This is a genomic window from Streptomyces sp. NPDC059256 (assembly GCF_042753785.1).
In the GTDB taxonomy this organism is placed as follows: Bacteria; Actinomycetota; Actinomycetes; order Streptomycetales; family Streptomycetaceae; genus Streptomyces.
The window spans coordinates 382,730-402,851 of the sequence record NZ_JBHYZO010000007.1 but is presented as its reverse complement, the minus strand read 5'-3'; the positions used below and the strand labels follow the sequence as shown (position 1 = coordinate 402,851).

Genomic DNA, 20,122 nt, shown 5'->3' with positions numbered 1-20,122 from the left:
CTGCGCTGTCGGCTGTCGGCCGGGCAACTCGTGCTGTCAGCCGCCGGGCCTCACTGCCATCTGGGCGAGGGCCGTGAGGAGCTCGGGGAGCTCATCGCCCCGGCTCACGGGGAAGACCTCATGAGGCTCCTCGTCCAGGAGGAAGAACGCCATGTCGTCGGTCCTGGCGACCATGGACCAACCCGGACCGTCTGCGCGCAGAGTCCGGGCACCGCCGGGGGCGAAGGTGGATCGCACCCGTCCCACAGGCGGTGGGAACTCCAGATAGCTCCGTGCCTGATCCATGGCCTCACGCAGTCCGGGGTGCGCGCGGCGCCACTGAGCGGCGCTTGTCTCCGGCGACGGCAGGGCCTGCTCATCCTCGATCTGTTGGCGCCACTGGGACCATTGGAGCGCGATCTCATCCGCGCCCAGCCGCCGCTGGGCCGGTCCCCATTCCTCCGAGCTGGGCGGTGCCAGCGGAGGGACACTCCCTTCCTCGGGTTCCGGATCATGAGGTTCCGGCACCCCGGGGGCTGCGACCGCGACGGAGAGCGGCCAGCCGGGCAGGGCGGTCACCACAGTGCGGTCATGCGGGGAGAGGTCGTACTCCATCCCACAGTCCCACGACGCGATGGCCACGGCGACCAGTGGTACGTCGTCCACCACCACGGTCCAGCGCGCGCCTTCGTAGTCCTGACCGATCACCAGACCGTAGCCGTCTGCGTACGGTTGTACGCCCAGGGCGGCGCACGCGGCAGGGAAATCGTCGCCGAGCACGCTGGGGAACTGGGCCGGGGTCAGGAGCACCGCGGTCAGTACGTACAGCGCGTCATCATCGACGGAGACTTCCGTCTCGGCCATGATGCCTCCTCGCCCGGTCATTCCTGCCCGATGGTTCGTCGGCGCACCCTAACCAGTGGGTAACCCAGCCGTCGAGTGTCTCTCGACGACCGGAAGCATCCTTGCAGCCGTTGGAAGTCCTGCCCCGCCACCCCTCGGGGTCAGCCGCCCAGCCGGGCGGGGAGGCCCAGGAGACTCCGCGCCACCGTTTGGGGAGACTCGTCCCGTTCCCGCGCAAGGGCTATGACAGCCCGACAGGCCAACTCGTTGATGCCGAACGAGAGCGCCTCGGGGGAGACCCACGTCACCGCTTCGTCCATCTGTACCTGATCGTCCTCCGCACACCCGGACACATAGGAGGCCGCGGCCTCGAAGAGGTTGTGTTGCGGTGAGCGGACGGGCGCTGCCGGAGTCTTCTGCTGCCTTTGGACGAAGAGCCTGCGGAGTCTGCTGAACACCCGGACCACCTTCCCCAGCGGCGACACGGGCGTCGCCGATCCCTGTACTGTGCATGCCCGTCCGGCGCTGCCTTTAGAGCTCGTACGGCAAGCCCTGTGATCTGGGAAGATCCGGGCGCCAGGAGCGCGATGCCGCTTCGGTGCTCAGCTGTTGCCGGGACCGCCCGTCCGCTCGCCCTTCCGTACGGCCAGGACGAGGAAACGGGCGTCCTGGTCCTCGTAGGACGTCATCGTCCATCCCGATGCGGTCAGCAGGGCATCGAGTTGGGGCGCGGCACGCAGGTCGTCGTCGCGAAGTTCCCTCCCCTGCCGGTTGGCGAGCGCGGCACGGCCCACGGGGTGGAACAGGGCCAGTCGCCCACCGCTGTGCACGACCCTCGCCAACTCGGCCAGCCCGACGGCCGGATGGGGCAGATGGCTGATGAGCCCGGCGGCGAACACCGCATCGAGGCAGTCGTCGACCAGCGGCAGTCGACTGATGTCGGTCAGGAGGAGAGAGCCGAACTCGGCACGTCCCGCGTCTGCGGCCTCCATGAGCATGGCCGGTGTGAGGTCCGCGCCCAGAACGGTGCCCCGTGGTCCGACGGCCGACCGCAGGGCCGGGAGTGCCCGTCCGGTACCGCATCCCGCGTCGAGGACGGCACCACCTGACGGCAGGTCCAGCGCGGCCACTGCCGCAGCGTAGGCGGGTCCGTCGTCGGGGAAGCGGGTGTCCCAACCGGCTGCACGGGGGCTGAAGAACTCCCTCACGGATCGTTGGTCGTTCCTCGGGTCGACTGACATGGGCGGCGGAATTCCTTTCGGCAGTTCGGTCACGCTGGGCGACACTCTGGTCTGGTCCGGTTGAAGCGATCATGCCCGAAGAAGCGATCCAAGTGACCTTGTCGTTCGCCGTGCGGGGCATCCATCGAGGACCTCTCGTGTCACGCCGCATTTATGCGGGACAGCCAGGCCGCAGTGGCGCCGGCCAAGGTGCCCGAGCCCTGGCGCATCTGCGGACATCCGAGCGGAACGGTTTGATGGATTCGGCCCACCGCAAATAGTTTCGTCAAGGCGTGTGAGAGAAGTGAAATCACTCAGATTTCCTACCTCTGTTGGCGCACCTGCCACTGGCTCCTCGTCAATTCGTAGTGGACATCGCCGAACTCCGCCCCTTCGATATAGTCGGGCCATTCGTCGAAGGTAGTGCGTACAAGCGTGAGACCTGATTTCTCCATCACTCGACGCGAGCTATGGTTGACCGTCATGGTGTTCGCGGTAACTGTCTGGACTCCCCAATCGTTGAATCCTTTACGGATCAATACCCGTGCGCATTCGGTGGCGTATCCCCTTCCCCAGGCGGATCTGGTGAGCCGATAGCCCAGCTCCACGACTTCGCCGCTGGTGTCGACGATGGGTCGGAACTCCATCCATCCGAAGAACTTTCCACTTTCCGGCTCGCAAACGGCCCAGTAGCCCGGCCTATCCGTACCGGGGTGGCGTTGGATGAACCGCGGCAGAGCGCGCTTCCGCAGGTAGTCCCGGGTGGGGGGTGGCCCGCCGTCGATGAAGCGCATGACGTCGGGATCGGAGTCGAGGTCAAGGAGATGGTCCAGGTCCGACTCGATGATGGGACGGAGGGTCAGGCGTTCGGTGGCGATGAGAAACGTCATGGTTCATTCTCGGTATCTCCCGGGGCGGCTTCCCAAGGGTTTTTCCCGCGAGATCCTGGATGGATGTCTAGACCTTTGGCTCGGGCGAGGGCTGGGCGAGAACTTCATTCTCGCGGCCCACTCATGTCGCCCATCGTTGAATGCAAGGCCGGAGGTGCGGATCTACTCGTACTTCGATGTACTGCTGCCCGCGTTTCAGATCTTCCTCACCTGCTCCGTTCCGTCAGGAGCCGTACCCGAACGAGAGCCGTCCATGGGCAAGTCGGTGCTCGTCGAGAGAGGACGGGTTCACTCGGCGTGGGTGCCCGGGGCATGCCGTCCAGGGAAGGCCGCCGTACGCCCCCGGGCTTACTGAAGAGTCAGACAGCGTCGAGTGGTCAACGGGGTGGATCCCGTGGTGGGTTTAGTCGGGCCATTCCGCACAACTGACTCCTGGAGAACCGGGGGTGGGCTGTCTCGTGGAGTGACTGATCCGCGCAATCGTGAAGGTGATGTGGGTGCGATCTTACCGGCGGCTGCGTGAGGAATGCCCGCTACCGATTCGGCGATTTCGCCTCTTGGTATTGACGGAGCGATATGTGGAGAGGGGTTGAAGATGACAAGCGAGGCGATTCACTCTCTCAAGTCTTCTGTCCCATGGGTCACATCTCTTTCTCAACATGGCGGTTCATTTCCGGCACGCCCGTTGTGCGCAGGCATCCTCCAGACGCTGCCTCAGGCGTGAGGGTGCATCCGGGCGATCCCGACACAGGGTGAACCGCTCAGGATTCGGCTGCGGATCCACCTGGTACGGCTGTCTGAATATGCCTGCCGAATGTACACACTGGCGCTCCGCGATTCGATGCGCTAGTTACACCTTGCCCTGTCGTCCTGTGTACGAAAGGCTTACGCGCACACGGGGAACATATGAGCGGGGAGGGACCACCATGCCGCTGGACAAGGGACTTGACTGGCTGCTCGACGATCTGACCAAGCGGATCGAGCACATCAGGCATGCACTGGTGCTATCCAACGATGGCCTGGTGACCGGGGCGAGTACGGAGTTGGCGCGCGAGGACGCCGAGCATCTGGCGGCGGTCTCTTCGGGCCTGCACTCCCTGGCTCGTGGGTCGGGACGCCACTTTCGCGCGGGCAGAGCTCGTCAGACGATGGTCGAGTTCGACGAAGCACTGCTCTTTGTGACGGCTGCCGGGGAAGGCAGTTGTCTCTGCGTGCTGAGCGAGGCGGAAGCCGACGTCGGGCAGATAGCGTACGAGATGACCTTGCTGGTCAACCGGGTGGGTGAGCATCTGAGCGTCGAGGCGAGGCAACCGGGAGTGCGCAGCTCTTGACCTGCGGGAACGTCTGACTTCAGCAAGGGCTGACCTCCCGCTCAACAAGTATCGACGAGGTTATCCACAGGCTGGAACGGGCGGCGCGCATCCTGGCTATGGTCGAAACCGAGGGGTTGAACAACTCACGGGGGAGACCAGTATGGAGCGCTGTGCATCACCAGTTCAGCCGGCCGTCACCGTCCCGTCGAAGCGCAGTTCGATGGGACCACCCGGCAGGGATCGCCGCGTCGGCGATGTAGTGGGGTTCGACAGGGCCGCTGCCCTGTTGGACCTGAGGCGCCACGAGCTTGAGTTGGCCGTTCAGCTCGGATATGTCCGCGCCCTAGATGAATCGGTCGGCGGTCGTCGGGGCTTCGCGCCCCAAGAGATCGAGCGATTGCGCAATGGCGTGGGGCTCCCGGCCCTGCGGGAGCGAGTACGGACCGTCGGCATGGTCGAGGGCGCCCGGATGCTCTCCATCAGCTCCGCGCGCTTCGCTCGGCTGGCTCGCACCGGACACGTCGTCCCGGTTCGGTTCTCCCTCAATCGATACCGCATGGTCGTCTGGCTGTATCTCGCCGAGGAGTTGAAGGACTTCGCGCAGGACCACCCGGCGCTGCTCAGTGGACGAACGCCACGGGAACTGCGGAACATGCTGGCTTCGGGCGAGGACCGACGCCCTCGCAACTGGCGGGGACGACGGCTCGGGCTGTTGCTCAGGAGCACCGACGACCCATGGCGACGAGCTGCGGCCGTCAGTTCGGCACTCGACGAGAGCGTTCTGACGGAGATGGTGCCCGACCCGGCCGAGCGGGCTCGCCTGCACCGTCTGCGGCCCGGGCCGATCGCCGGCCGTTCCAGGAGTACGGCGGCTCAGGGGCTGGTCGAGGGGCTTGCGCTCGCCGTCCATGGGGACGAGATCCAGTGGTACCGCGCCCACCTGGCCCAGGCGCTACGAGAAGCCCGTGCCACGGACGAGAGGGAGCTTCCCGATCGGCATTCGGCGCCTGGTGCCGAGACCGAGCGCGGTCGCACCGCGGGCGACGACCTCACTGGCCTGCCGGTGTCCCTGGGCGAGCAGCAAGAAGACGCCCCCACGTCGATGGTATCCACCGACGGTGGTCGATGGCGTTCCCCAGGAGGGCCGTTCGCATCGGAAACCCGGCTCGTGCGCGAGCCGGGATGCGAGTTGACGGACCGGGGGTCGAGGTACAGAGGTCGTCATACGGTCCGCCGGAGAATGCGATGCCAGAGCCTTCGACCGCCGGCCCTGTCCAGGGTCTGCGAACCTCCCGTCAAGGGTGAGGAAGCGCGGTGAGCGGCAGCCGTCAGCTCCACCGGGAGGCGGGCTCGCGTGAGGGGGCAGCGCACTCGTCGATCGACTGGGTGGGGCCGCCGGGTCACCGCGGTGAGCCCTGTGCCCACCCTGCGCGCGGAGGACATACGGTGCCGCCCGTCATGTGTGCGGTAGTGCCCACCGCACACAGCGAGGCGTCGGTGCGCGGGTCCGTGTCGCCGCGCACACCAAGGATCGGCGCAAGGGCACGCGAGCGTTGTTCATGGTCAATACAGCTAGACCGTGTGGTGGGGGATGGGCGGCACCGAGGCGCCGCCCCCGGTCGCGACCGCCTGCACCACCGCTTGATGAAGCGCGCGACTGTCCTCCTCGGACTCACACGGCAGGGGGCTGCCCGCCATGGTGAACCAGTCGGATGCCCCGCTGTACTGCACGGCCACGCGGGCTTCATCGCCGGCCCAGGTCGTATGCACGGTCAGGTCACCGGTCAGAATGCCCACCTCCTGGGTGAGCACTCCACCACGCCCGGAATACACCCCCGTGGTCGTCCACGATGCCCAGCTCATCCTCCCAGGCTCGCACTGCGGGGCCGGATACGCGACCGATGTGCGGCACAAATCGAAAATCCTTCCCCACAGCCGGCCACAGCACGAGGAACGCTGCTCGGGCCCGCCGTACTGCACCCAACTTCAGTCGTAACCCATGGATGAAAGGTTGTCGCCGTACGTGACTTCCGCCTCCTGTGGAGCGCCGGGTCCTGGTGCGGTGCGGTGCGGAGGGCCCCTGCGCTTCGGCGGTGCCGACGGGTCAGCCGGTAGACCGGACTCCGGGCTCGGAGGAGGGCGTACCGGTGTGCTCGGAATCCCGCGCGGTCCGTGTCCGCACGCTGACGTGTGAAGCTCCGCTGTTGCCCTGCTTAAGAAATCCTCGCTGGACTCCCACTGCTGACCTGGGCAGATTTGGTCCCGGTCACCAGGAAGCGAGTCTGGCGTTCGCGCGGCCCAGCGGACTTTCCTCTGCACCACATTCCTGCCGTATCGGTACCACCCTCTGGAGCCGCAGTCATGAAGGCACTCGTCAAGCACCGTGCGGAGCCGGGACTGTGGCTCATGGACGTCCCGGAGCCGGAGACAGGGCCTGGCGACGTTCTGATCAGAGTGCTGCGGACCGGGATCTGCGGAACCGACCTCCACATTCGTTCCTGGGACTCCTGGGCCCGGCAGACGGTCAGCACGCCGAGGGTGTTGGGCCACGAGTTCGTGGGCGAGGTCGCAGCCGTCGGCCCCGACGTCCGGGACATCGCAGTCGGCGACACGGTGAGCGGCGAAGGACACCTGGTCTGCGGCAGGTGCCGCAACTGTCTGGCCGGCCGACGTCATCTCTGCCGGAGCACTGTGGGGCTCGGCGTGGGGCGCGACGGTGCATTCGCCGAGTACGTGGCCCTGCCTGCCTCCAATGTCTGGGTGCACCGTACCGAGGTCGACCTGGACATCGCCGCGATCTTCGATCCCTTCGGCAACGCCGTGCACACGGCCCTGAGTTTCCCCCTCGTCGGGGAAGACGTGCTGATCACCGGTGCGGGGCCGATCGGGATCATGGCGGCAGCGGTCGCTCGACATGCCGGAGCTCGCAATGTGGTGATCACCGATGTCAGCGAGTCCCGTTTGGAGCTCGCCCGCAAGGCCGGTGCGACCCTTGCACTGAACGTCTCGGAGCACGGCATCGCTGAGGCACAACGCCTGCTCGGGCTGAAGGAGGGCTTCGACATCGGCCTGGAGATGTCCGGCCGCCCGGCCGCAATGCGCGACATGGTGGACAACATGACGCACGGCGGTCGAATAGCCATGCTCGGGCTTCCGGCGGAAGAGTTCGCCGTCGACTGGTCGAAGATCGTCACCTCGATGATCACGGTCAAGGGCATCTACGGACGTGAGATGTACGAGACGTGGTACGCGATGACGGTGCTGCTCGAAGCCGGACTCGACCTCAGCCCCGTGATCACCGGCAGTTATGACTTCCGGGACCACGAGGCCGCCTTCGACGAAGCGGCGACCGCCCGCAGCGGGAAGATCATCCTCAACTGGGCGGCGTAGCCGGACCGATCCACCGGCCCCACTCCACCGTGGTCCTGCCTGCGAGACAGTCCGATGGCCCCGTCGGTGACCCTCCCATGAGTGTCCAGACACCAGGGCTGGCCCGCCCGTTCGCACCTCAGACACTTCTCACCACCTCCGCCACCCCCGACAGGGAGCCTTGCGATGTACGAGTCCGTCCGCGACCAACTCCGCGCCACCCTGGAGGAAATCCGCGATGCGGGCCTCCACAAGCCCGAACGAGTCATCGGCACGCCCCAGGGCGCCACGGTCTCCGTCGCCTCCGGTGAGGTGCTCAACTTCTGTGCCAACAACTACCTCGGCCTCGCCGACCATCCGGAAGTCATCACCGCGGCACAGGAGGCCCTGGACCGCTGGGGCTACGGCATGGCATCCGTACGGTTCATCTGCGGCACCCAGGACGTCCACAAGGAACTGGAGGCCAGGCTGTCGACGTTCCTCGGGCAGGAGGACACGATCCTCTACTCGTCCTGCTTCGATGCCAACGGAGGCGTCTTCGAGACGCTGCTCGGCCCGGAGGACGCAGTGATCTCCGACGCGCTCAACCACGCGTCCATCATCGACGGCATCCGACTGTCGAAGGCACGCCGTCACCGCTACGCCAACCGAGATCTCGACGATCTGGAGCAGCAGCTCAAGGACACCCAGGACGCCCGCCGTCGACTCATCGTCACCGACGGGGTCTTCTCGATGGACGGCTATGTCGCGCCCCTGCGCGAGATCTGTGACCTCGCCGACCGCTATGACGCGATGGTGATGGTCGACGACTCGCACGCCGTGGGCTTCGTCGGCCCCACGGGTCGGGGCACTCCGGAGCTGGCCGGAGTCATGGACCGGATCGACATCATCACGGGAACCCTCGGCAAGGCCCTCGGCGGGGCGTCCGGGGGGTACGTCGCCGCACGCACGGAGATCGTGGCCCTCCTGCGCCAGCGCTCGCGCCCGTATCTGTTCTCCAACTCCCTCGCTCCCGTGATCGCCGCCGCCTCGCTCAAGGTGTTGGATCTCCTGGAGTCGGCGGGCGATCTACGGGCGGACCTGAACCGGAACACCATCCTGTTCCGGACGGCGATGACCGATGCGGGGTTCGACGTGCTCCCCGGGGACCACCCCATCGCACCCGTCATGATCGGGGACGCCGCCGAGGCCGGTCGGATGGCCGAGCTGCTCCTTCAGCGTGGTGTCTATGTCATCGGGTTCTCCTACCCGGTCGTTCCGCTGGGCCAGGCCAGGATCCGGGTCCAGCTCTCGGCCGCGCATTCCACCGAGGATGTGCAGCGCGTGGTCGCCGCCTTCGTCGACGCCCGACGCGTGTTGAAGGAGCAGCAGGGAGACTCCCGCGCTTGAGGGCCGTAGCAGGTGTGCCCCTTCACGGCACCGGGCCGGGGCCGGGCGGGGTGCGATTCACTCCGGCTGGCAGGATGGCCGAGTGATCGATCCCCGGCGGCTGCGCATACTCCGGGCCGTCGCGGACCACCGTACGGTGACCGCAGCGGCCTCCGCGCTCTATCTGACTCCGTCCGCTGTCTCCCAGCAGCTCAACGCCCTGGAGCAGGAGACCGGCCACTCCTTGGTGATCCGCAGTGGCAAAGGGGCCCGTCTGACGGCGGCCGGGGAGATCCTCCTGAATCACACCCATGCCGTTCTCGCCCAATTGGAGCGGGCCGAAGCGGAACTCGCCGCGTACGCGGGCGGGGCCGCTGGCGAGGTGACGATGGCGGCGTTCGCGACGGGAATAGCGGAGGTGGTGGCGCCCGCCCTCGGATTGCTCAGCTCCGGTCACGGCGACATCAGGGTGCGCGTCCGGGATGCCGAAGGCGACGAGAGCCTGCCCCTGGTCCTCGACGGCGAGGCGGACATCGCCGTCGCGGTGGAGTACCGAGGGGCGCCCGGCGCTGACGATCCACGGCTGTGGCGGGTCCCGCTCTACGCGGAGCCGTTCGACGCGGTTCTCCATGCCATCCACCCCCTCGCCCTGGAGCAGCGCATCGCTCTTGCCGATCTGTCCGACGACGACTGGATCGGCCCCTACCCGGGCAATCCCTGCCATGACATGGTGCTGCTCGCCTGCGAGCTGGCGGGGTTCCCGCCCCGACTGCTGCACTCCTCCGACGACTTCCGTGCCGTGGTGGCGCTCGCCGGGGCGGGCGCGGGGGTCGTCTTGGTGCCACGCTCGGCGCTACGGGGGATGGAACTCAAGGACGTCGTCGTACGCCCTGTCTCGGGCCCTTCTGCCAGACGGCGGGTGTTTGCCGCCGTGCGACGCGGGGCCGAGTCGCACCCGCTCATCCGTCCGGTACTGGAAGCCCTGGTCGCCTCGGCGGCAGGACTGTCCGCAGACTGACACCCCACAGCTGCCGGTCGTCGCGCAGCGCAGGACACGTCCACCACGACCACTCTCGTACAACGAGTGCGAGGGGCCACAGCACCGCAGATTGCTCGGCATAGGCATAGGCATAGGTTCCGGATGGGGAGGAGGCTGGCCCCTTCCTCAACGGCAATCCGGCCCAGGGCCGCCGGAAAGGGGGACGAGCGCCTCCTTCAGGCCGGTGGCCAGATCCATGTTCGCGCCCCGCTCGAAAGCTGCCGCATAGGCTGAATCGCCCGCGTGGGCCCGTGCCGTCTGCTCACACTCGTCGCGTACGGCGCGGAGTTCGGGGGTGCCCCGCTGGGGGTGTCCGACCGTACTCCAGAACGCCTGGCCCGTGCCGTACACCAGCCCGGCGCGCTCCCCGTCACCTCCCGCCGCCAGAGCCGCCGCCAGGAGGTCGAGCCCCAGGGCGATACCGAAGCTGTCGCCGATGCCCTGTTTCCCTTCCAACATCGCCCGCGCGTGCTCCGCCGCACCCGGTGGATCGCCGGAGAACAGGGCGATCAAGCTGAGTTGGTAGTCGAGATAGGCCCGCGTCCACGACTCGCCGCGGTCGACGCAACCCCGTCGTAGTGTCAGGGCCCTCTCGCGGGCCTGAGCCAGCTCACCGAGTCCGGTGAGGGCGAAGACCTGAGCCAGATGACAGCGCAGGTTGTTCGGCGAGTCGAAGGGCTCGCCCCCCGCCGCGTCCAACGCGTGCCCCGCCAGTACGTCGGCTGCGCGTGGTCGCCCCGTCAGCAGGGCGATCAATCCACCGAGGTACGCGGCGGCGAGCGTCCCTTCGGGGCCGTACCCCCTTGCCCGGTCCCGCCGGGCCGCGAGCATGCACTCCTCGCTGACGTGCTGGGCCGTCGCGTAGTCGCCCTGGAGGGTTGCGGCGAATCCCAAGGCCCATAAACCCTGTGTCCGGTCGGGCCCATCGGACCCGTGCGCGGCCAACGCCTGTTCGAGGTAGTCACGCGCTTCGTGCAAGTGGCCGCAGCAGCTCCAGAAGAAGCCCACCCGTCCGGCCAGGCGTACCGCGCGAGCCGGTGAGACGGTCAGGAAGTGGTCGACGGCGGTGCACAGGTCCGTGTGGACCTCGCCGATCGTCCGGTACCAGTGGGCCTGTTCGGGTCCGAGCCATCGATCGTGGGCTTCACACACGACCTCCAGGAAGTGTTCGGCGTGACGCTCCGCCGTTGCGGCATCCTCACCGAGGGCACGGAGCCAGGAGGCGCCGTACTCCCGGATGGTGTCCAGCATGCGGTAGCGCAGTCCGCTCCCCTGTGGTCCCCGGACCACCGTGACCACGGAGGCGGCCACCAACCCGTCGAGCAGCGGATCGACCTCCCCGACGCCGATGGGGTCACCCGTGCACACCGCTCGAACGGCCTGCGCGTCGAAATCACCGCGAAAGACGGTCAGCCGGGCCCAGAGCAGCCGCTCGCGGGGCGAGCACAGCTCATGGCTCCATCCGATCGTGGTCCGCATGGTGCGGTGGCGCTCCGGCTGCACCCGCGCTCTCTCCCCGGCCTTCAGCACATCGAAGCGGGAGGTGAGGCGACCAGCGATCTCCTCGACGCTGGTGCGCGCGGCCTGAGCCGCCGCCAGTTCCAGGGCGAGCGGAATGCCTTCGAGGCGACGACAGATCTGAGCGACCGTGAACCCGTGAGGAACCTGCGCCCCCCACTGGACACCGGCTCGCTGGACATCCGCGGGGGGTCCGGCCGCCTGGTCATCGTCCTGTCGGCACTCTTCATCCGAACGGGCGGGCGCCTGGCCGTAGGCGGAGTGCTCGCACGACTCCATGGCCGCCGCGGTGGCCATGCGCTGGTTGAACAGTTCGACCGCATCCAGTCCCTCGGGCGACAGGGGAGCGACCTCGATCACATGCTCGTTCGCCATCTCCAGGGGACGCCTGCTCGTGGTCAGCACCGTCAGACCGGGGGCCGCCGTCAGGAGGTCTCCCAGGAGCGCCCGGCAGGAGGCGAGGAGGTGCTCACAGGAGTCGAGCACCAGGAGGAACTGCTTGTCGCCCAACCATTCACAGAGTGCGTCGACGGGCATCCGAGGGGTGTGGTCGGAGAGGTCGCAGGCGTCCGACACGGTCGCCAGGAGCAGCCTGTCCCCGGCCAGGGGAGACAATTCGGCCCAGGCCACGCCGTGGGGGAACAGTTCGACTGCTTGTCGAGCGGCGCGCAGAGCGAGCCGGGACTTGCCCACGCCACCGCTCCCGACGAGCGTGGTGAGACGGTGGCGCGCAAGAGCCCGTTTCAGTCGGGACAACTCCCGGTTCCGTCCGACGAAACTGGTGGATTCTTCGGGAAGGGTTCCCAACACCCGCCCAGTCTGGCGTATTAGGCGGACCTCTGAGGACCATCGCCTTGCTCAGGACGCGGCCGGGGCGGACTCCACCGCCTTCTTCAGACGGTCGAGCGTCCGACGGATGTTCCCCCGCTGGAACTCCGCGAAGGTGTGCCCCTTGGTTGCCAACTTGTCGAAGGCGTTGGCGAAGGCGTCCGGCCAGGTCCGACGGTCGTCCCGCCAGGTCTCCGTCACCCGGGTGCCCCCGTCGACGGCTTCGAACCGGTACTCCCAGGTCGCTATCCGCCCCCGGAGCAGGGGCCGGCGCCGACCGATGGCGTGCACCCGGAAGGCGAACCGCTCTCCGCGATCGGCCGCTACGACTGTGCAACGGGTGGTCCAGCGAAACGGACCCCGCTTGTTGTGTCCCACGAACTGCATGCCCACGAATGCGTCCCCGCTGCCGTGGTGCACGGTTGCCCCGAGGTTCTCCGGACTCCACTGCCCCATGAGGGTCGGATCGCTGACCTGGTCGTAGATGACTGAGGGGGCGGCCTGGATGACGATGCTGTCCGAGACCGCCAGGGTACGTGGCATGGTGTGCGACTCCGATCGGAGAAAGTGTCAGTCTGTGCCGGGCCCTTGCCCGTAGTTGTCACGATCATGCCGATGACAAGGGGCTCTGCCAACGGTCGAGCCGCCATTCACAGGTCACGGACGGCGTGTGCGTTCAGCCCGGGCGCGCTGTCGAGACCCCATGACGACGGGCTGTTCACCAGTACATCTCCCGTCGCTCCTCCTTGTCCGTGCATCTGCGTGGGAACGTATGTGCGGATTTCATGGAGGTCTGCGGTTGCGTCGATGGTACGGGTCGAGCGCTCGGTGCATGGGCCGCCGGCCCGCTTCGGCGGGCGGGCTGACGGTGTTGGCGTGCGGGTGCGCCCCGGGTATCCGCCGCTCCGCTTTGCGGGCGGCATTCAGTCGTTCGGTAAGGAGCGGAATCTGATACTCCGGATAGCTACCGATAAGGAAAAGATAAGAGCAGAATGAAAGGGAGTGCTGCTCCGGCATGCACACGCGGTCAGACGTTCAGCGCACTGAAGGAGGCGAGTCGTATGGCCGGCGTCTCACACAGGGAAGACCTCGCGGGGCACCCTGACATCACGGAAATGCGGGACCGTTACGCCCAGGTACTCGGAGGGCGTGACGTCGCCCTGGTGGATGGCCCGGTGTTCCTGGTCGGTCTGGCGTGCGCGATCTCCCCATGGGTCGTTCACTTCTCGGCCAACCAGCCAGCCCTCGCAACGCACAACTTGATCATGGGTATCGCGATCGCCGTGCTCGCGCTCGGGTTCACCGTCACCCCTCAGCGGATGTATGGCTTGAGCGGAGCCATGTGTGCCATGGGTGTGTGGCTGGTTATCGCACCCTGGATCGTGGGTAGCAGCCCGGACGCAGGGGTCATCTGGACCAACGTCATCCTTGGAGCGCTCACGTTCGTTCTGGGGTTGGTGTGTATGGCCGCGACGATGAGGAGTGGCCGGGCCAATCGTTCGCCAGCCTGAGCGGGCGATGCGCCGACAGGGTGAGTACGCAAGAGGGGACGCTCCCTCTGCTCCACTCTGGTGATTGAAGTAGGGGTCGGTCCGTCATATGGCGGACCGGCCCTACGCCATTCAACTAAGCCGTCTTGTCCCGAGTCTGGCGTTGTGCCTGATTCATCATGGTCATCGGCTTGATCGTCAAACCCCCGACTTTTCTTTGACTCTTCGCAGATGCGAACGATGGGCCATCAGGTTTGAACGCCTATGACGCCTCGACGGCGGCCTTGATCCGACGCCCGAAGGCGTCACTGTCCTTGCGTGCTGCACTCAAGGCCAGGCGGACCAGTGCCTTGCCGACGCCGTGCCCTTCGAGTTGGTTGAAGATGCGCACCCGAGTGCCGCCCGAACCCGTAGTTTCCAGGTCATAGCCGCCCTCCTTGGCGGTGACGAGGTTCTTGGAGGTCTCCGCCCACCGGATTCGCGTCGGAGCGTCGAACGCAGTGATGCGGAACTGGCGCTCCGTCGTGAGCCCCGCGTCCTTGACCGTGCTCGTGTAGACGGTCCCCACCCCGGTCGGACCGTCAGTCGTCTTCGCGATCCTGATCACTCGCGGACTGAACTTCGTGTCGTTCTCGCCGTTCGCGAGGAAGGCGAAGACCTCCTCGATGGGGCGCTGAATCTCTACGATCGCCTCGAACTGGCCGGACATGGCTCCTCCACTGACTGGCGTCGATGCGTGCACGGACACTGACAGGGAAAACGGTGGTTCTTTCTCTGACCAGGGCATTGCGGGCAGCCCTTCGGCCCAGCAGGATTCTCCCACCGGTGTGCCGACCGTCGCCGCTTCCGAGGCTGCCCGTCCGCTAGTGGGGTGAACACTCCACCGGGCCTGCCCGTATAAGACGGCAAGCCGCCGGGTTGACAAGGAGGTCTACCGAAAATGATCGTCCCACGCACCGCTGCCGCCGTCGTGCTGCGATTCGTCGCTGTCGGTGCCGTACCGGTGCTGCTCGTCACTGCGGCCCAAGGGACCGCACAGGCCCACGGGGCGCCCACTGACCCTGCGAGCCGGGTGGCTGCCTGCGGGCCGGATGGTCCGCACAACAAGACGGAGGCTTGCCGAGCCGCCGTCGCCGCGAACGGGGGCGTGGCGTTTGACGCCTGGGACAACATACGTGTGGCTGACGTCAAGGGTCGTGACCGTGAAGTCATCCCTGACGGAGAGTTGTGCAGCGCTGGGCTAAATGAGTTCAAGGGGTTGGACATCGCGCGCGATGACTGGCCGACCACCACGTTGACGACCGGAAGCGACCTCACCGTCACCTACCGGTCGACGATCCAGCACAAGGGGACCTTCGAACTCTTCCTCACCAAGGAGGGATACAAGCCGAGCGAGGAGCTGCGCTGGGCGGATCTGGAAGAGCAGCCCTTCGCCACGGTGGCGCACCCCGAGTTCCAGAGCGGCGCCTACCGCATCCAGGCCAAGCTCCCGGACGGGCTCTCGGGCCAACATGTCCTGTACACGGTTTGGCGGAACACTGACTCATCCGACACGTACTACCACTGCTCGGACGTCGTGCTCGCGGCTGAAATCCCGGGTGAGTCCCGTCGCTTGGGCGTTCTCGGCAGACCGAGCACCCCCAAGGTGTCGGACGCGCCCCTGACCGGTGTCAACAGCTCACCGGATGCGAACCAGTCGGCCTCCGGAGCCGGTGACAACTCGATGAAGATCGTGGGCGGCGGCATCGCGGCCCTCGCACTGCTCGCCCTGGGGACCTTGGTGACGCTGCGGCCCCCGCGTCTCGACAACAGCCGGCATCGTCGTGACTGATTCGGCCATCTGGTTGAACCGTCCGGCCAGCACTCCCATCCGCGGGTTCGCCGTCAACCCGCGGGCGGGGGAGTGGCACCGGGCATGAGTCGCGAGTAGGCCATCGATCGCTCCACGGCTGGTGCCGGCGGGTCTTTGACTCTCGGCCCTCTGGCACCGGCTTGCGGGCCGGGATGCGTCCTCCGGAAGTGGTCTAGGAGTCGCTCAGCAGCCAGTTCCGCGATGTGCGGTGGCGCGCCATGTTGAGCAGGGAATGGATGCGCACGCCCGCCTGGTCGACCTCCTTGACCGGTGCCGGGAACGGTAGGCGGGCGTCCGCGTACGTGTCCGCGTACTCCAGTCGCAGGGTGATCCCGTAGCGATCGATGGCTACGGGGAGCGCACGGCGGGCGCCGAGGGTCAGTCGGGGCTTCACGAGGCGCAGGAGCAGTTCGACGACGTCCCCGTGGTCGTCGAGAAGATGGGTGAGCATGCTGGCCTCGCACGTGGCCAGGGGGTCGGTGTCCGCTTCCATGAGTTCGTCGAGGCTGACCGTGACCCGCTCGCCGTCCCGTTCCAGCACGGCGTGGGCGAACTCCATGCAGCGGCTTCCGTTGGGGGCCGAGTGCTCGGCGGAGTCCAGCATCCAGCCCGCGAGCAGGACCCGGGCACGTACGCGATCGCGGACCGGTGTGGGGGCGATGTCCGTGAACTCCAAGCTGGCGCGGACGGGGCCATCCGCGGGGGAGTCCGTGTCCGCCTCCCACTGGCGGGAGAGTGCCGGGTGGAGGTGGATGTGTTCGGCGACGCCTGATCCGTCCAGTCGGGAGACCTCGGTACGCCCTTCGTCGGTGACCACCGTCATCGAGTCCGCGGCTGTCAGGATCGACCGGATTCGTTCCGCGCTCGTCGGCTGCGCGAGCGGGGCGTTGAACAGGCGGCGCATCCAGAACTCCACACATCGAGGGAACTTAGGTTTGCCTAACCTAAGCCCTATCGTGTGTTGTCGCCAAGCCCGCGAAGCGTGTCGCGTTCACCGGCGCTCGTGCCAAGCGTCCGGTGCACCGCCTTGGACCTGCGGCGTAGCGGTGTCCGGCGACCTCGCCCCCACTCAGTGATCAAGACTCCGGAGCGCACATCGCTCGTCCGTGGGAGAGCCAGGCTCGCAGGCGCCGATCGCTCGTGCCAGACGACACGGCGGACCGCAAGGGTGGCAACCGGCGGTGTTCGACGGTCGGGAGTTCGCTGCCTCGGGGCCTCGACGCCAGTTCGACTCAGTCCAGTTCAGGGACCACGCCGTAGCGGTGGTCCCCACCGTCCGGGATGGGACCACCGCTCACTGTGCATTCCTGCTCCGTCCGCCCTCGGCGCGCCACGATCCCCGGCGCGGCCATCAGGTGCGTCACACCCCAAGCGGCCGAATCGACACCGGCATCCCGGGGGCCTGGTGACCCCCGCTCGCCAACATCCGCACCTCACCCTGATCGCTGATCTCGGCGCGCACGATGCCCGTGTCGTCCTCGTAGATGGGAAATCCCCCGGCACCGGCCCTCTCGGTGCGTCGGACGATCACCACATCGTCCTCAGCGGCCGATGCCTGGAACATCAGCTCGTAGCTCTCCGCGTACTCCATTGGGGCCTCCTGGCGGGCGCAGGGGCTTCGCCCCCTTCCATCGTGCCCCAGGTGGCAGGGCACCGCCCGACGGGCTGACGCGGAGGTGGCCGAACGCGACGCAGGGTGAGCCCCGCGGGAGCTCCACTCGGCGAGGCGTTGCGCAGCCCGTCTGACCTGCGGGGCTCACCCGCCCGCGGGGAACGATTCCTGAACCAGGGCGGCCAGCGCCTCCGCGGTCGAGAAGTCCTGGGTCAGACGGTTCTTGGTGAAGGCGAACGAGACGCCGGTCGCCGTGTCCCCGTACGCGAAGGTGCCGCCGGCGCCTCCCATCGCGAACACGCTCGGGCTGCTCGCAGCACCTTGCGGCAGGCCGATCGAGTACCCGAGGCCCCAGGCGGAATCCATGCCGAACACCCGGTCCTGCCCGCTGTAGGCGGTTGCGGTGACTTCCCGCAGTCGTTCCGGGGACAACAGCCGTACGCCCGACACCTCGTCGAGCAGGGCCGCGTACATACGGGCCATGGCGCGCGCCGACGTCTTGCCGCCGGCCGGGATGTCAGCGGCGAGCACATCGGTGCGATTGCCCAGATCGGCCGTCGGAAAGAGGGAGAGAGGGCCGGCCTTGAGCATCGGCAGGTCCGGCGGGAGCGAGGCCATCATCTCGGATGCGCCCGGCATGTCCTCCAAGGGGGCGAGCCGCCCGTGCTCACTCACCGGCATTCCGAAGTAGAGCTCATCCGCCACGCCGAGCGGCTCGGCGATCTCCTCGCGCAGTACCTGGGAGATCGGCTTGCCGGTGGCCCGGCGGACGATCTCCCCGATCAGATAGCCGAAGGTGTAGGCGTGGTAGCCCATCGCCGTGCCGGGCTCCCACCACAGACGGGAGTCCGCGACGGTCGCACAGATCGCGTCCCAGTCGCAGATGTCCTCGTGGGTGGTGTCCAGCGGCAGCCCGGGCACTCCGGCCGTATGGGTCAGTACGTGCCGCACCGTCACGGCACCCTTGCCGTGCGCCGCGAACTCGGGCCAGAGCTCGGCGACGGGCGTGTCATAGGTGAACAGGCCGCGCTCCACGAGCATGTGCGCCACTGTCGCCGTGGCCGCCTTGCCCATGGAGTAGGTGTAGAACACGGTCGCAGGCTCCACCATCCGCCCGGTCTTCGGATCGGCGACGCCCGCCACGACGTCGGCCAACTGCTCACCGTGTCGGTACACGGCGATCTGCAGGCCCCGTTCGGTGCCGGAGTCCACGAGGCGGTCGGCAGCTTCTTGCAGTCTCTTCTGGATGTCGCTCACGGATGTCTCCTCATGGCGCGGGGTGGTGCCTAGGTCGTCGAATGTCGTTTCGAAGGGGTTGACGGCCGGGCCGGGGAAAACTCATCGGACATGGCCGCTCCTTCTCCCACGGTTGGTTCGCACGGCCGGGCCTTCGTGCAGGACCAACGGAGTGACGGTTCGACGACTTCCTAACTCGCCCGCCCTTCAACAACTTTCGGTCTCCGGGGCATGCCGAGCGGAGGCCGACGCCTTGCCCTCCCGTGCGCGCCGTCGTAGGGCGAGCAGGAGAAAGGCCAGGACGGACACCATGGCGGCGCCGACCAGAGCCGCCGCCTCGCCCGAATCGATGGCCTTCTCGTCGAGCCCGATCGCGGTGATGGCGACGACCAGGGATAGACAGGCGGACGCGTACAGCACCAGCGCCCTGCGGTCGGTCCTGGACAGGTCGTGCGGTGCCAGGGCCCACACCGGCAGTCCGCGGACCATCAGGAAGAGCACCAGGAACACCGGGAGCAGCACCAGCCCACGGCCACCGGAGAGCTGGGCGTCGAGATCGAACTCGATGCTACGAGGTGGTCTCTTCCAGCCGTCGCAACCGCTCCGCGTCACTGGTCCGTGGGCAGGTGGCGCACGCTTCGGCGGGTCGGATCGTGTAGTAGAGGCAACAACCCATGCGGGTACGGGTGGGATATGACTGCCCGTCACTGCCCTGGAGCCGTCGAAATCCGGCACCGCCGAGAAACGGTCCAACGGGGCCCGGCAGCACCTCGCCGGCTTCGCGCACGCCGCGCTCCTCGTCGCCCAGCATCCGTCCGAGGTACCAGATCCCCGAGACGAGGTCGTCACCGACCATGCCCCACAGGCTTCGGGGCCCGCGCCGCAAGCGCGGGGCGATGGCCGCCAGCAGCGGCCGGACGTGGTCGGCCACCGATGCCCGCAACTCATCGCGCAGGGCCGCCTCGGTCGCGACCACCTTGACGCCGGGCAATCCCGAGGCGGGGTCGTCCGGCAGACAGCAGAAACTGCCCGGGACCACCGCGAGAGCATCACTCGTTCGGCTGACGCGCACTGCGTCGGGCCGCAGTCGTGGCACTCGGCGCTCCAAGTACCAGGGGCCGCTGATCAGCAGGCAGGCGGACCAGAGATAGCTGTGCAGCGCACGGGACGCCACCACATCGGGCCGGGCCAGGTGGTCGTACCGCTCGTGGATGCGGCAGGCTTCGGCATCGAGGAAGGCATCGAGCAGATCGGTGCGGCAGGCCAACTCGGCACCGTCGATCCAGCCCTGAGCGGCTGGCGTGTGGGGCGGAGTGATCTCCACGTGCAGCGCCTCGCACAGGGCTGACAGCCGTGCATAGGAGGATGCCAGCAGAGTGGAGCAGCTGAGGGCAGCTCCGGCAGGCGCTAGCGCCGGGGCCAAAGTCACGGGTACTCCTCAAGGAGCGGGAACGAGCGAGAGGAAGGTAAGGCTCACCTTAGCCTTATCACTCGTATGCTTTTGCCAACGGGTGCCGCAACACAGGGAATTGGCATTCTTAGGGATGCCTAACCTAAGCTCACCT

The 20,122-nt window shown here is 67.3% G+C and carries 19 protein-coding genes and 1 pseudogene; 7 read left to right on the top strand and 13 right to left on the bottom strand.

Features of this window, described 5'->3' with window-relative positions; translation table 11 throughout:
- Nucleotides 1-36: 36 nt before the first annotated feature.
- The 4 genes from ACFXJL_RS19270 to ACFXJL_RS19255 all read right to left on the bottom strand — a co-directional run bounded on the left by ACFXJL_RS19270 (nt 37) and on the right by ACFXJL_RS19255 (nt 2,932).
- Complete coding sequence (locus tag ACFXJL_RS19270; protein ID WP_384693911.1) at nt 37-843, bottom strand: hypothetical protein; 807 nt, start codon at nt 841-843, stop codon at nt 37-39.
- Between the two features lie 140 nt (nt 844-983).
- Nucleotides 984-1,280 carry a hypothetical protein gene (locus ACFXJL_RS19265; RefSeq protein ID WP_383537731.1) on the bottom strand — a complete coding sequence of 99 codons (297 nt, stop codon included), beginning with the start codon at nt 1,278-1,280 and terminating at the stop codon, nt 984-986.
- Nucleotides 1,281-1,424: 144 nt separating this feature from the next.
- The gene (locus ACFXJL_RS19260; protein ID WP_384693908.1) at nt 1,425-2,063 is read right to left on the bottom strand and encodes a class I SAM-dependent methyltransferase; all 639 of its coding nucleotides are present in this window, start codon (nt 2,061-2,063) and stop codon (nt 1,425-1,427) included.
- Nucleotides 2,064-2,365: 302 nt separating this feature from the next.
- Complete coding sequence (locus ACFXJL_RS19255; RefSeq protein ID WP_384693906.1) at nt 2,366-2,932, bottom strand: GNAT family N-acetyltransferase; 567 nt, start codon at nt 2,930-2,932, stop codon at nt 2,366-2,368.
- Between the two features lie 926 nt (nt 2,933-3,858).
- Between ACFXJL_RS19255 and ACFXJL_RS19250 the strand changes: the two genes are divergently transcribed.
- Complete coding sequence (locus ACFXJL_RS19250; RefSeq protein ID WP_329013414.1) at nt 3,859-4,263, top strand: roadblock/LC7 domain-containing protein; 405 nt, start codon at nt 3,859-3,861, stop codon at nt 4,261-4,263.
- Between the two features lie 142 nt (nt 4,264-4,405).
- Nucleotides 4,406-5,563, top strand: coding sequence for a DUF6397 family protein (locus ACFXJL_RS19245; RefSeq protein ID WP_384693903.1), 1,158 nt, complete (start codon nt 4,406-4,408; stop codon nt 5,561-5,563).
- 254 nt (nt 5,564-5,817) lie between these two features.
- Here the strand turns inward: ACFXJL_RS19245 and ACFXJL_RS19240 are convergent, their stop codons facing one another.
- The gene (locus ACFXJL_RS19240; RefSeq protein WP_329013409.1) at nt 5,818-6,108 is read right to left on the bottom strand and encodes a hypothetical protein; all 291 of its coding nucleotides are present in this window, start codon (nt 6,106-6,108) and stop codon (nt 5,818-5,820) included.
- A gap of 498 nt (nt 6,109-6,606) precedes the next feature.
- Here ACFXJL_RS19240 and tdh point away from each other — a divergent pair, with 498 nt between their 5' ends.
- The 3 genes from tdh (at nt 6,607) to ACFXJL_RS19225 (ending at nt 10,000) form a co-directional block, all read left to right on the top strand.
- Nucleotides 6,607-7,635 (top strand): L-threonine 3-dehydrogenase, encoded by a 1,029-nt coding sequence (gene tdh / locus ACFXJL_RS19235; RefSeq protein ID WP_384693900.1) that lies wholly within the window; start codon nt 6,607-6,609, stop codon nt 7,633-7,635.
- A gap of 165 nt (nt 7,636-7,800) precedes the next feature.
- Nucleotides 7,801-9,003: a glycine C-acetyltransferase gene (locus ACFXJL_RS19230; protein ID WP_384693897.1), complete on the top strand. Its 1,203-nt coding sequence runs from the start codon at nt 7,801-7,803 to the stop codon at nt 9,001-9,003.
- Between the two features lie 82 nt (nt 9,004-9,085).
- Nucleotides 9,086-10,000, top strand: a complete 915-nt coding sequence (locus ACFXJL_RS19225) for a LysR family transcriptional regulator (RefSeq protein ID WP_384693894.1) — start codon at nt 9,086-9,088, stop codon at nt 9,998-10,000.
- 147 nt (nt 10,001-10,147) lie between these two features.
- Here ACFXJL_RS19225 and ACFXJL_RS19220 read toward each other — a convergent pair whose 3' ends face one another.
- Both ACFXJL_RS19220 and ACFXJL_RS19215 read right to left on the bottom strand, forming a co-directional pair.
- Entirely contained in the window at nt 10,148-12,349 is a 2,202-nt protein-coding gene (locus tag ACFXJL_RS19220; RefSeq protein ID WP_384693891.1) for an ATP-binding protein, read from the bottom strand.
- A gap of 48 nt (nt 12,350-12,397) precedes the next feature.
- Entirely contained in the window at nt 12,398-12,910 is a 513-nt protein-coding gene (locus ACFXJL_RS19215; RefSeq protein ID WP_358879754.1) for an SRPBCC family protein, read from the bottom strand.
- A 518-nt stretch (nt 12,911-13,428) separates the two neighbouring features.
- Here ACFXJL_RS19215 and ACFXJL_RS19210 point away from each other — a divergent pair.
- Nucleotides 13,429-13,878 carry an SPW repeat protein gene (locus ACFXJL_RS19210; RefSeq protein WP_358879755.1) on the top strand — a complete coding sequence of 150 codons (450 nt, stop codon included), beginning with the start codon at nt 13,429-13,431 and terminating at the stop codon, nt 13,876-13,878.
- A 241-nt stretch (nt 13,879-14,119) separates the two neighbouring features.
- Here the strand turns inward: ACFXJL_RS19210 and ACFXJL_RS19205 are convergent, their stop codons facing one another.
- Nucleotides 14,120-14,566: an SRPBCC family protein gene (locus ACFXJL_RS19205; RefSeq protein ID WP_384693888.1), complete on the bottom strand. Its 447-nt coding sequence runs from the start codon at nt 14,564-14,566 to the stop codon at nt 14,120-14,122.
- Nucleotides 14,567-14,797: 231 nt separating this feature from the next.
- Here ACFXJL_RS19205 and ACFXJL_RS19200 point away from each other — a divergent pair, with 231 nt between their 5' ends.
- Nucleotides 14,798-15,688, top strand: coding sequence for a lytic polysaccharide monooxygenase (locus ACFXJL_RS19200; protein ID WP_358879757.1), 891 nt, complete (start codon nt 14,798-14,800; stop codon nt 15,686-15,688).
- A gap of 193 nt (nt 15,689-15,881) precedes the next feature.
- Here the strand turns inward: ACFXJL_RS19200 and ACFXJL_RS19195 are convergent, their stop codons facing one another.
- The 5 genes and pseudogenes from ACFXJL_RS19195 to ACFXJL_RS19175 form a co-directional block, all read right to left on the bottom strand.
- Complete coding sequence (locus ACFXJL_RS19195) at nt 15,882-16,613, bottom strand: DUF2470 domain-containing protein (protein WP_358879758.1); 732 nt, start codon at nt 16,611-16,613, stop codon at nt 15,882-15,884.
- 456 nt (nt 16,614-17,069) lie between these two features.
- Entirely contained in the window at nt 17,070-17,300 is a 231-nt protein-coding gene (locus tag ACFXJL_RS19190) for a DUF6296 family protein (RefSeq protein ID WP_329013381.1), read from the bottom strand.
- 165 nt (nt 17,301-17,465) lie between these two features.
- Entirely contained in the window at nt 17,466-18,578 is a 1,113-nt protein-coding gene (locus tag ACFXJL_RS19185) for a serine hydrolase domain-containing protein (protein ID WP_358879759.1), read from the bottom strand.
- 186 nt (nt 18,579-18,764) lie between these two features.
- Nucleotides 18,765-19,124: pseudogene (locus ACFXJL_RS19180) on the bottom strand (cation:proton antiporter); the annotation flags it as partial.
- Nucleotide 19,125: 1 nt separating this feature from the next.
- Nucleotides 19,126-19,986, bottom strand: coding sequence for a (2Fe-2S)-binding protein (locus ACFXJL_RS19175; RefSeq protein WP_384641506.1), 861 nt, complete (start codon nt 19,984-19,986; stop codon nt 19,126-19,128).
- Nucleotides 19,987-20,122: the final 136 nt, after the last annotated feature.

Coding starts and splice junctions, on each gene's coding strand:
- ACFXJL_RS19200 (WP_358879757.1), top strand. CDS start 14,798: ATGATCGTCCCACGCACCGCTGCCGCCGTCGTGCTGCGATTCGTCGCT.
- ACFXJL_RS19240 (WP_329013409.1), bottom strand. CDS start 6,108: ATGAGCTGGGCATCGTGGACGACCACGGGGGTGTATTCCGGGCGTGGT.
- ACFXJL_RS19205 (WP_384693888.1), bottom strand. CDS start 14,566: ATGTCCGGCCAGTTCGAGGCGATCGTAGAGATTCAGCGCCCCATCGAG.
- ACFXJL_RS19245 (WP_384693903.1), top strand. CDS start 4,406: ATGGAGCGCTGTGCATCACCAGTTCAGCCGGCCGTCACCGTCCCGTCG.
- ACFXJL_RS19260 (WP_384693908.1), bottom strand. CDS start 2,063: ATGTCAGTCGACCCGAGGAACGACCAACGATCCGTGAGGGAGTTCTTC.
- ACFXJL_RS19195 (WP_358879758.1), bottom strand. CDS start 16,613: ATGCGCCGCCTGTTCAACGCCCCGCTCGCGCAGCCGACGAGCGCGGAA.
- ACFXJL_RS19250 (WP_329013414.1), top strand. CDS start 3,859: ATGCCGCTGGACAAGGGACTTGACTGGCTGCTCGACGATCTGACCAAG.
- ACFXJL_RS19230 (WP_384693897.1), top strand. CDS start 7,801: ATGTACGAGTCCGTCCGCGACCAACTCCGCGCCACCCTGGAGGAAATC.
- ACFXJL_RS19270 (WP_384693911.1), bottom strand. CDS start 843: ATGGCCGAGACGGAAGTCTCCGTCGATGATGACGCGCTGTACGTACTG.
- ACFXJL_RS19255 (WP_384693906.1), bottom strand. CDS start 2,932: ATGACGTTTCTCATCGCCACCGAACGCCTGACCCTCCGTCCCATCATC.
- ACFXJL_RS19210 (WP_358879755.1), top strand. CDS start 13,429: ATGGCCGGCGTCTCACACAGGGAAGACCTCGCGGGGCACCCTGACATC.
- ACFXJL_RS19215 (WP_358879754.1), bottom strand. CDS start 12,910: ATGCCACGTACCCTGGCGGTCTCGGACAGCATCGTCATCCAGGCCGCC.
- ACFXJL_RS19190 (WP_329013381.1), bottom strand. CDS start 17,300: ATGGAGTACGCGGAGAGCTACGAGCTGATGTTCCAGGCATCGGCCGCT.
- tdh (WP_384693900.1), top strand. CDS start 6,607: ATGAAGGCACTCGTCAAGCACCGTGCGGAGCCGGGACTGTGGCTCATG.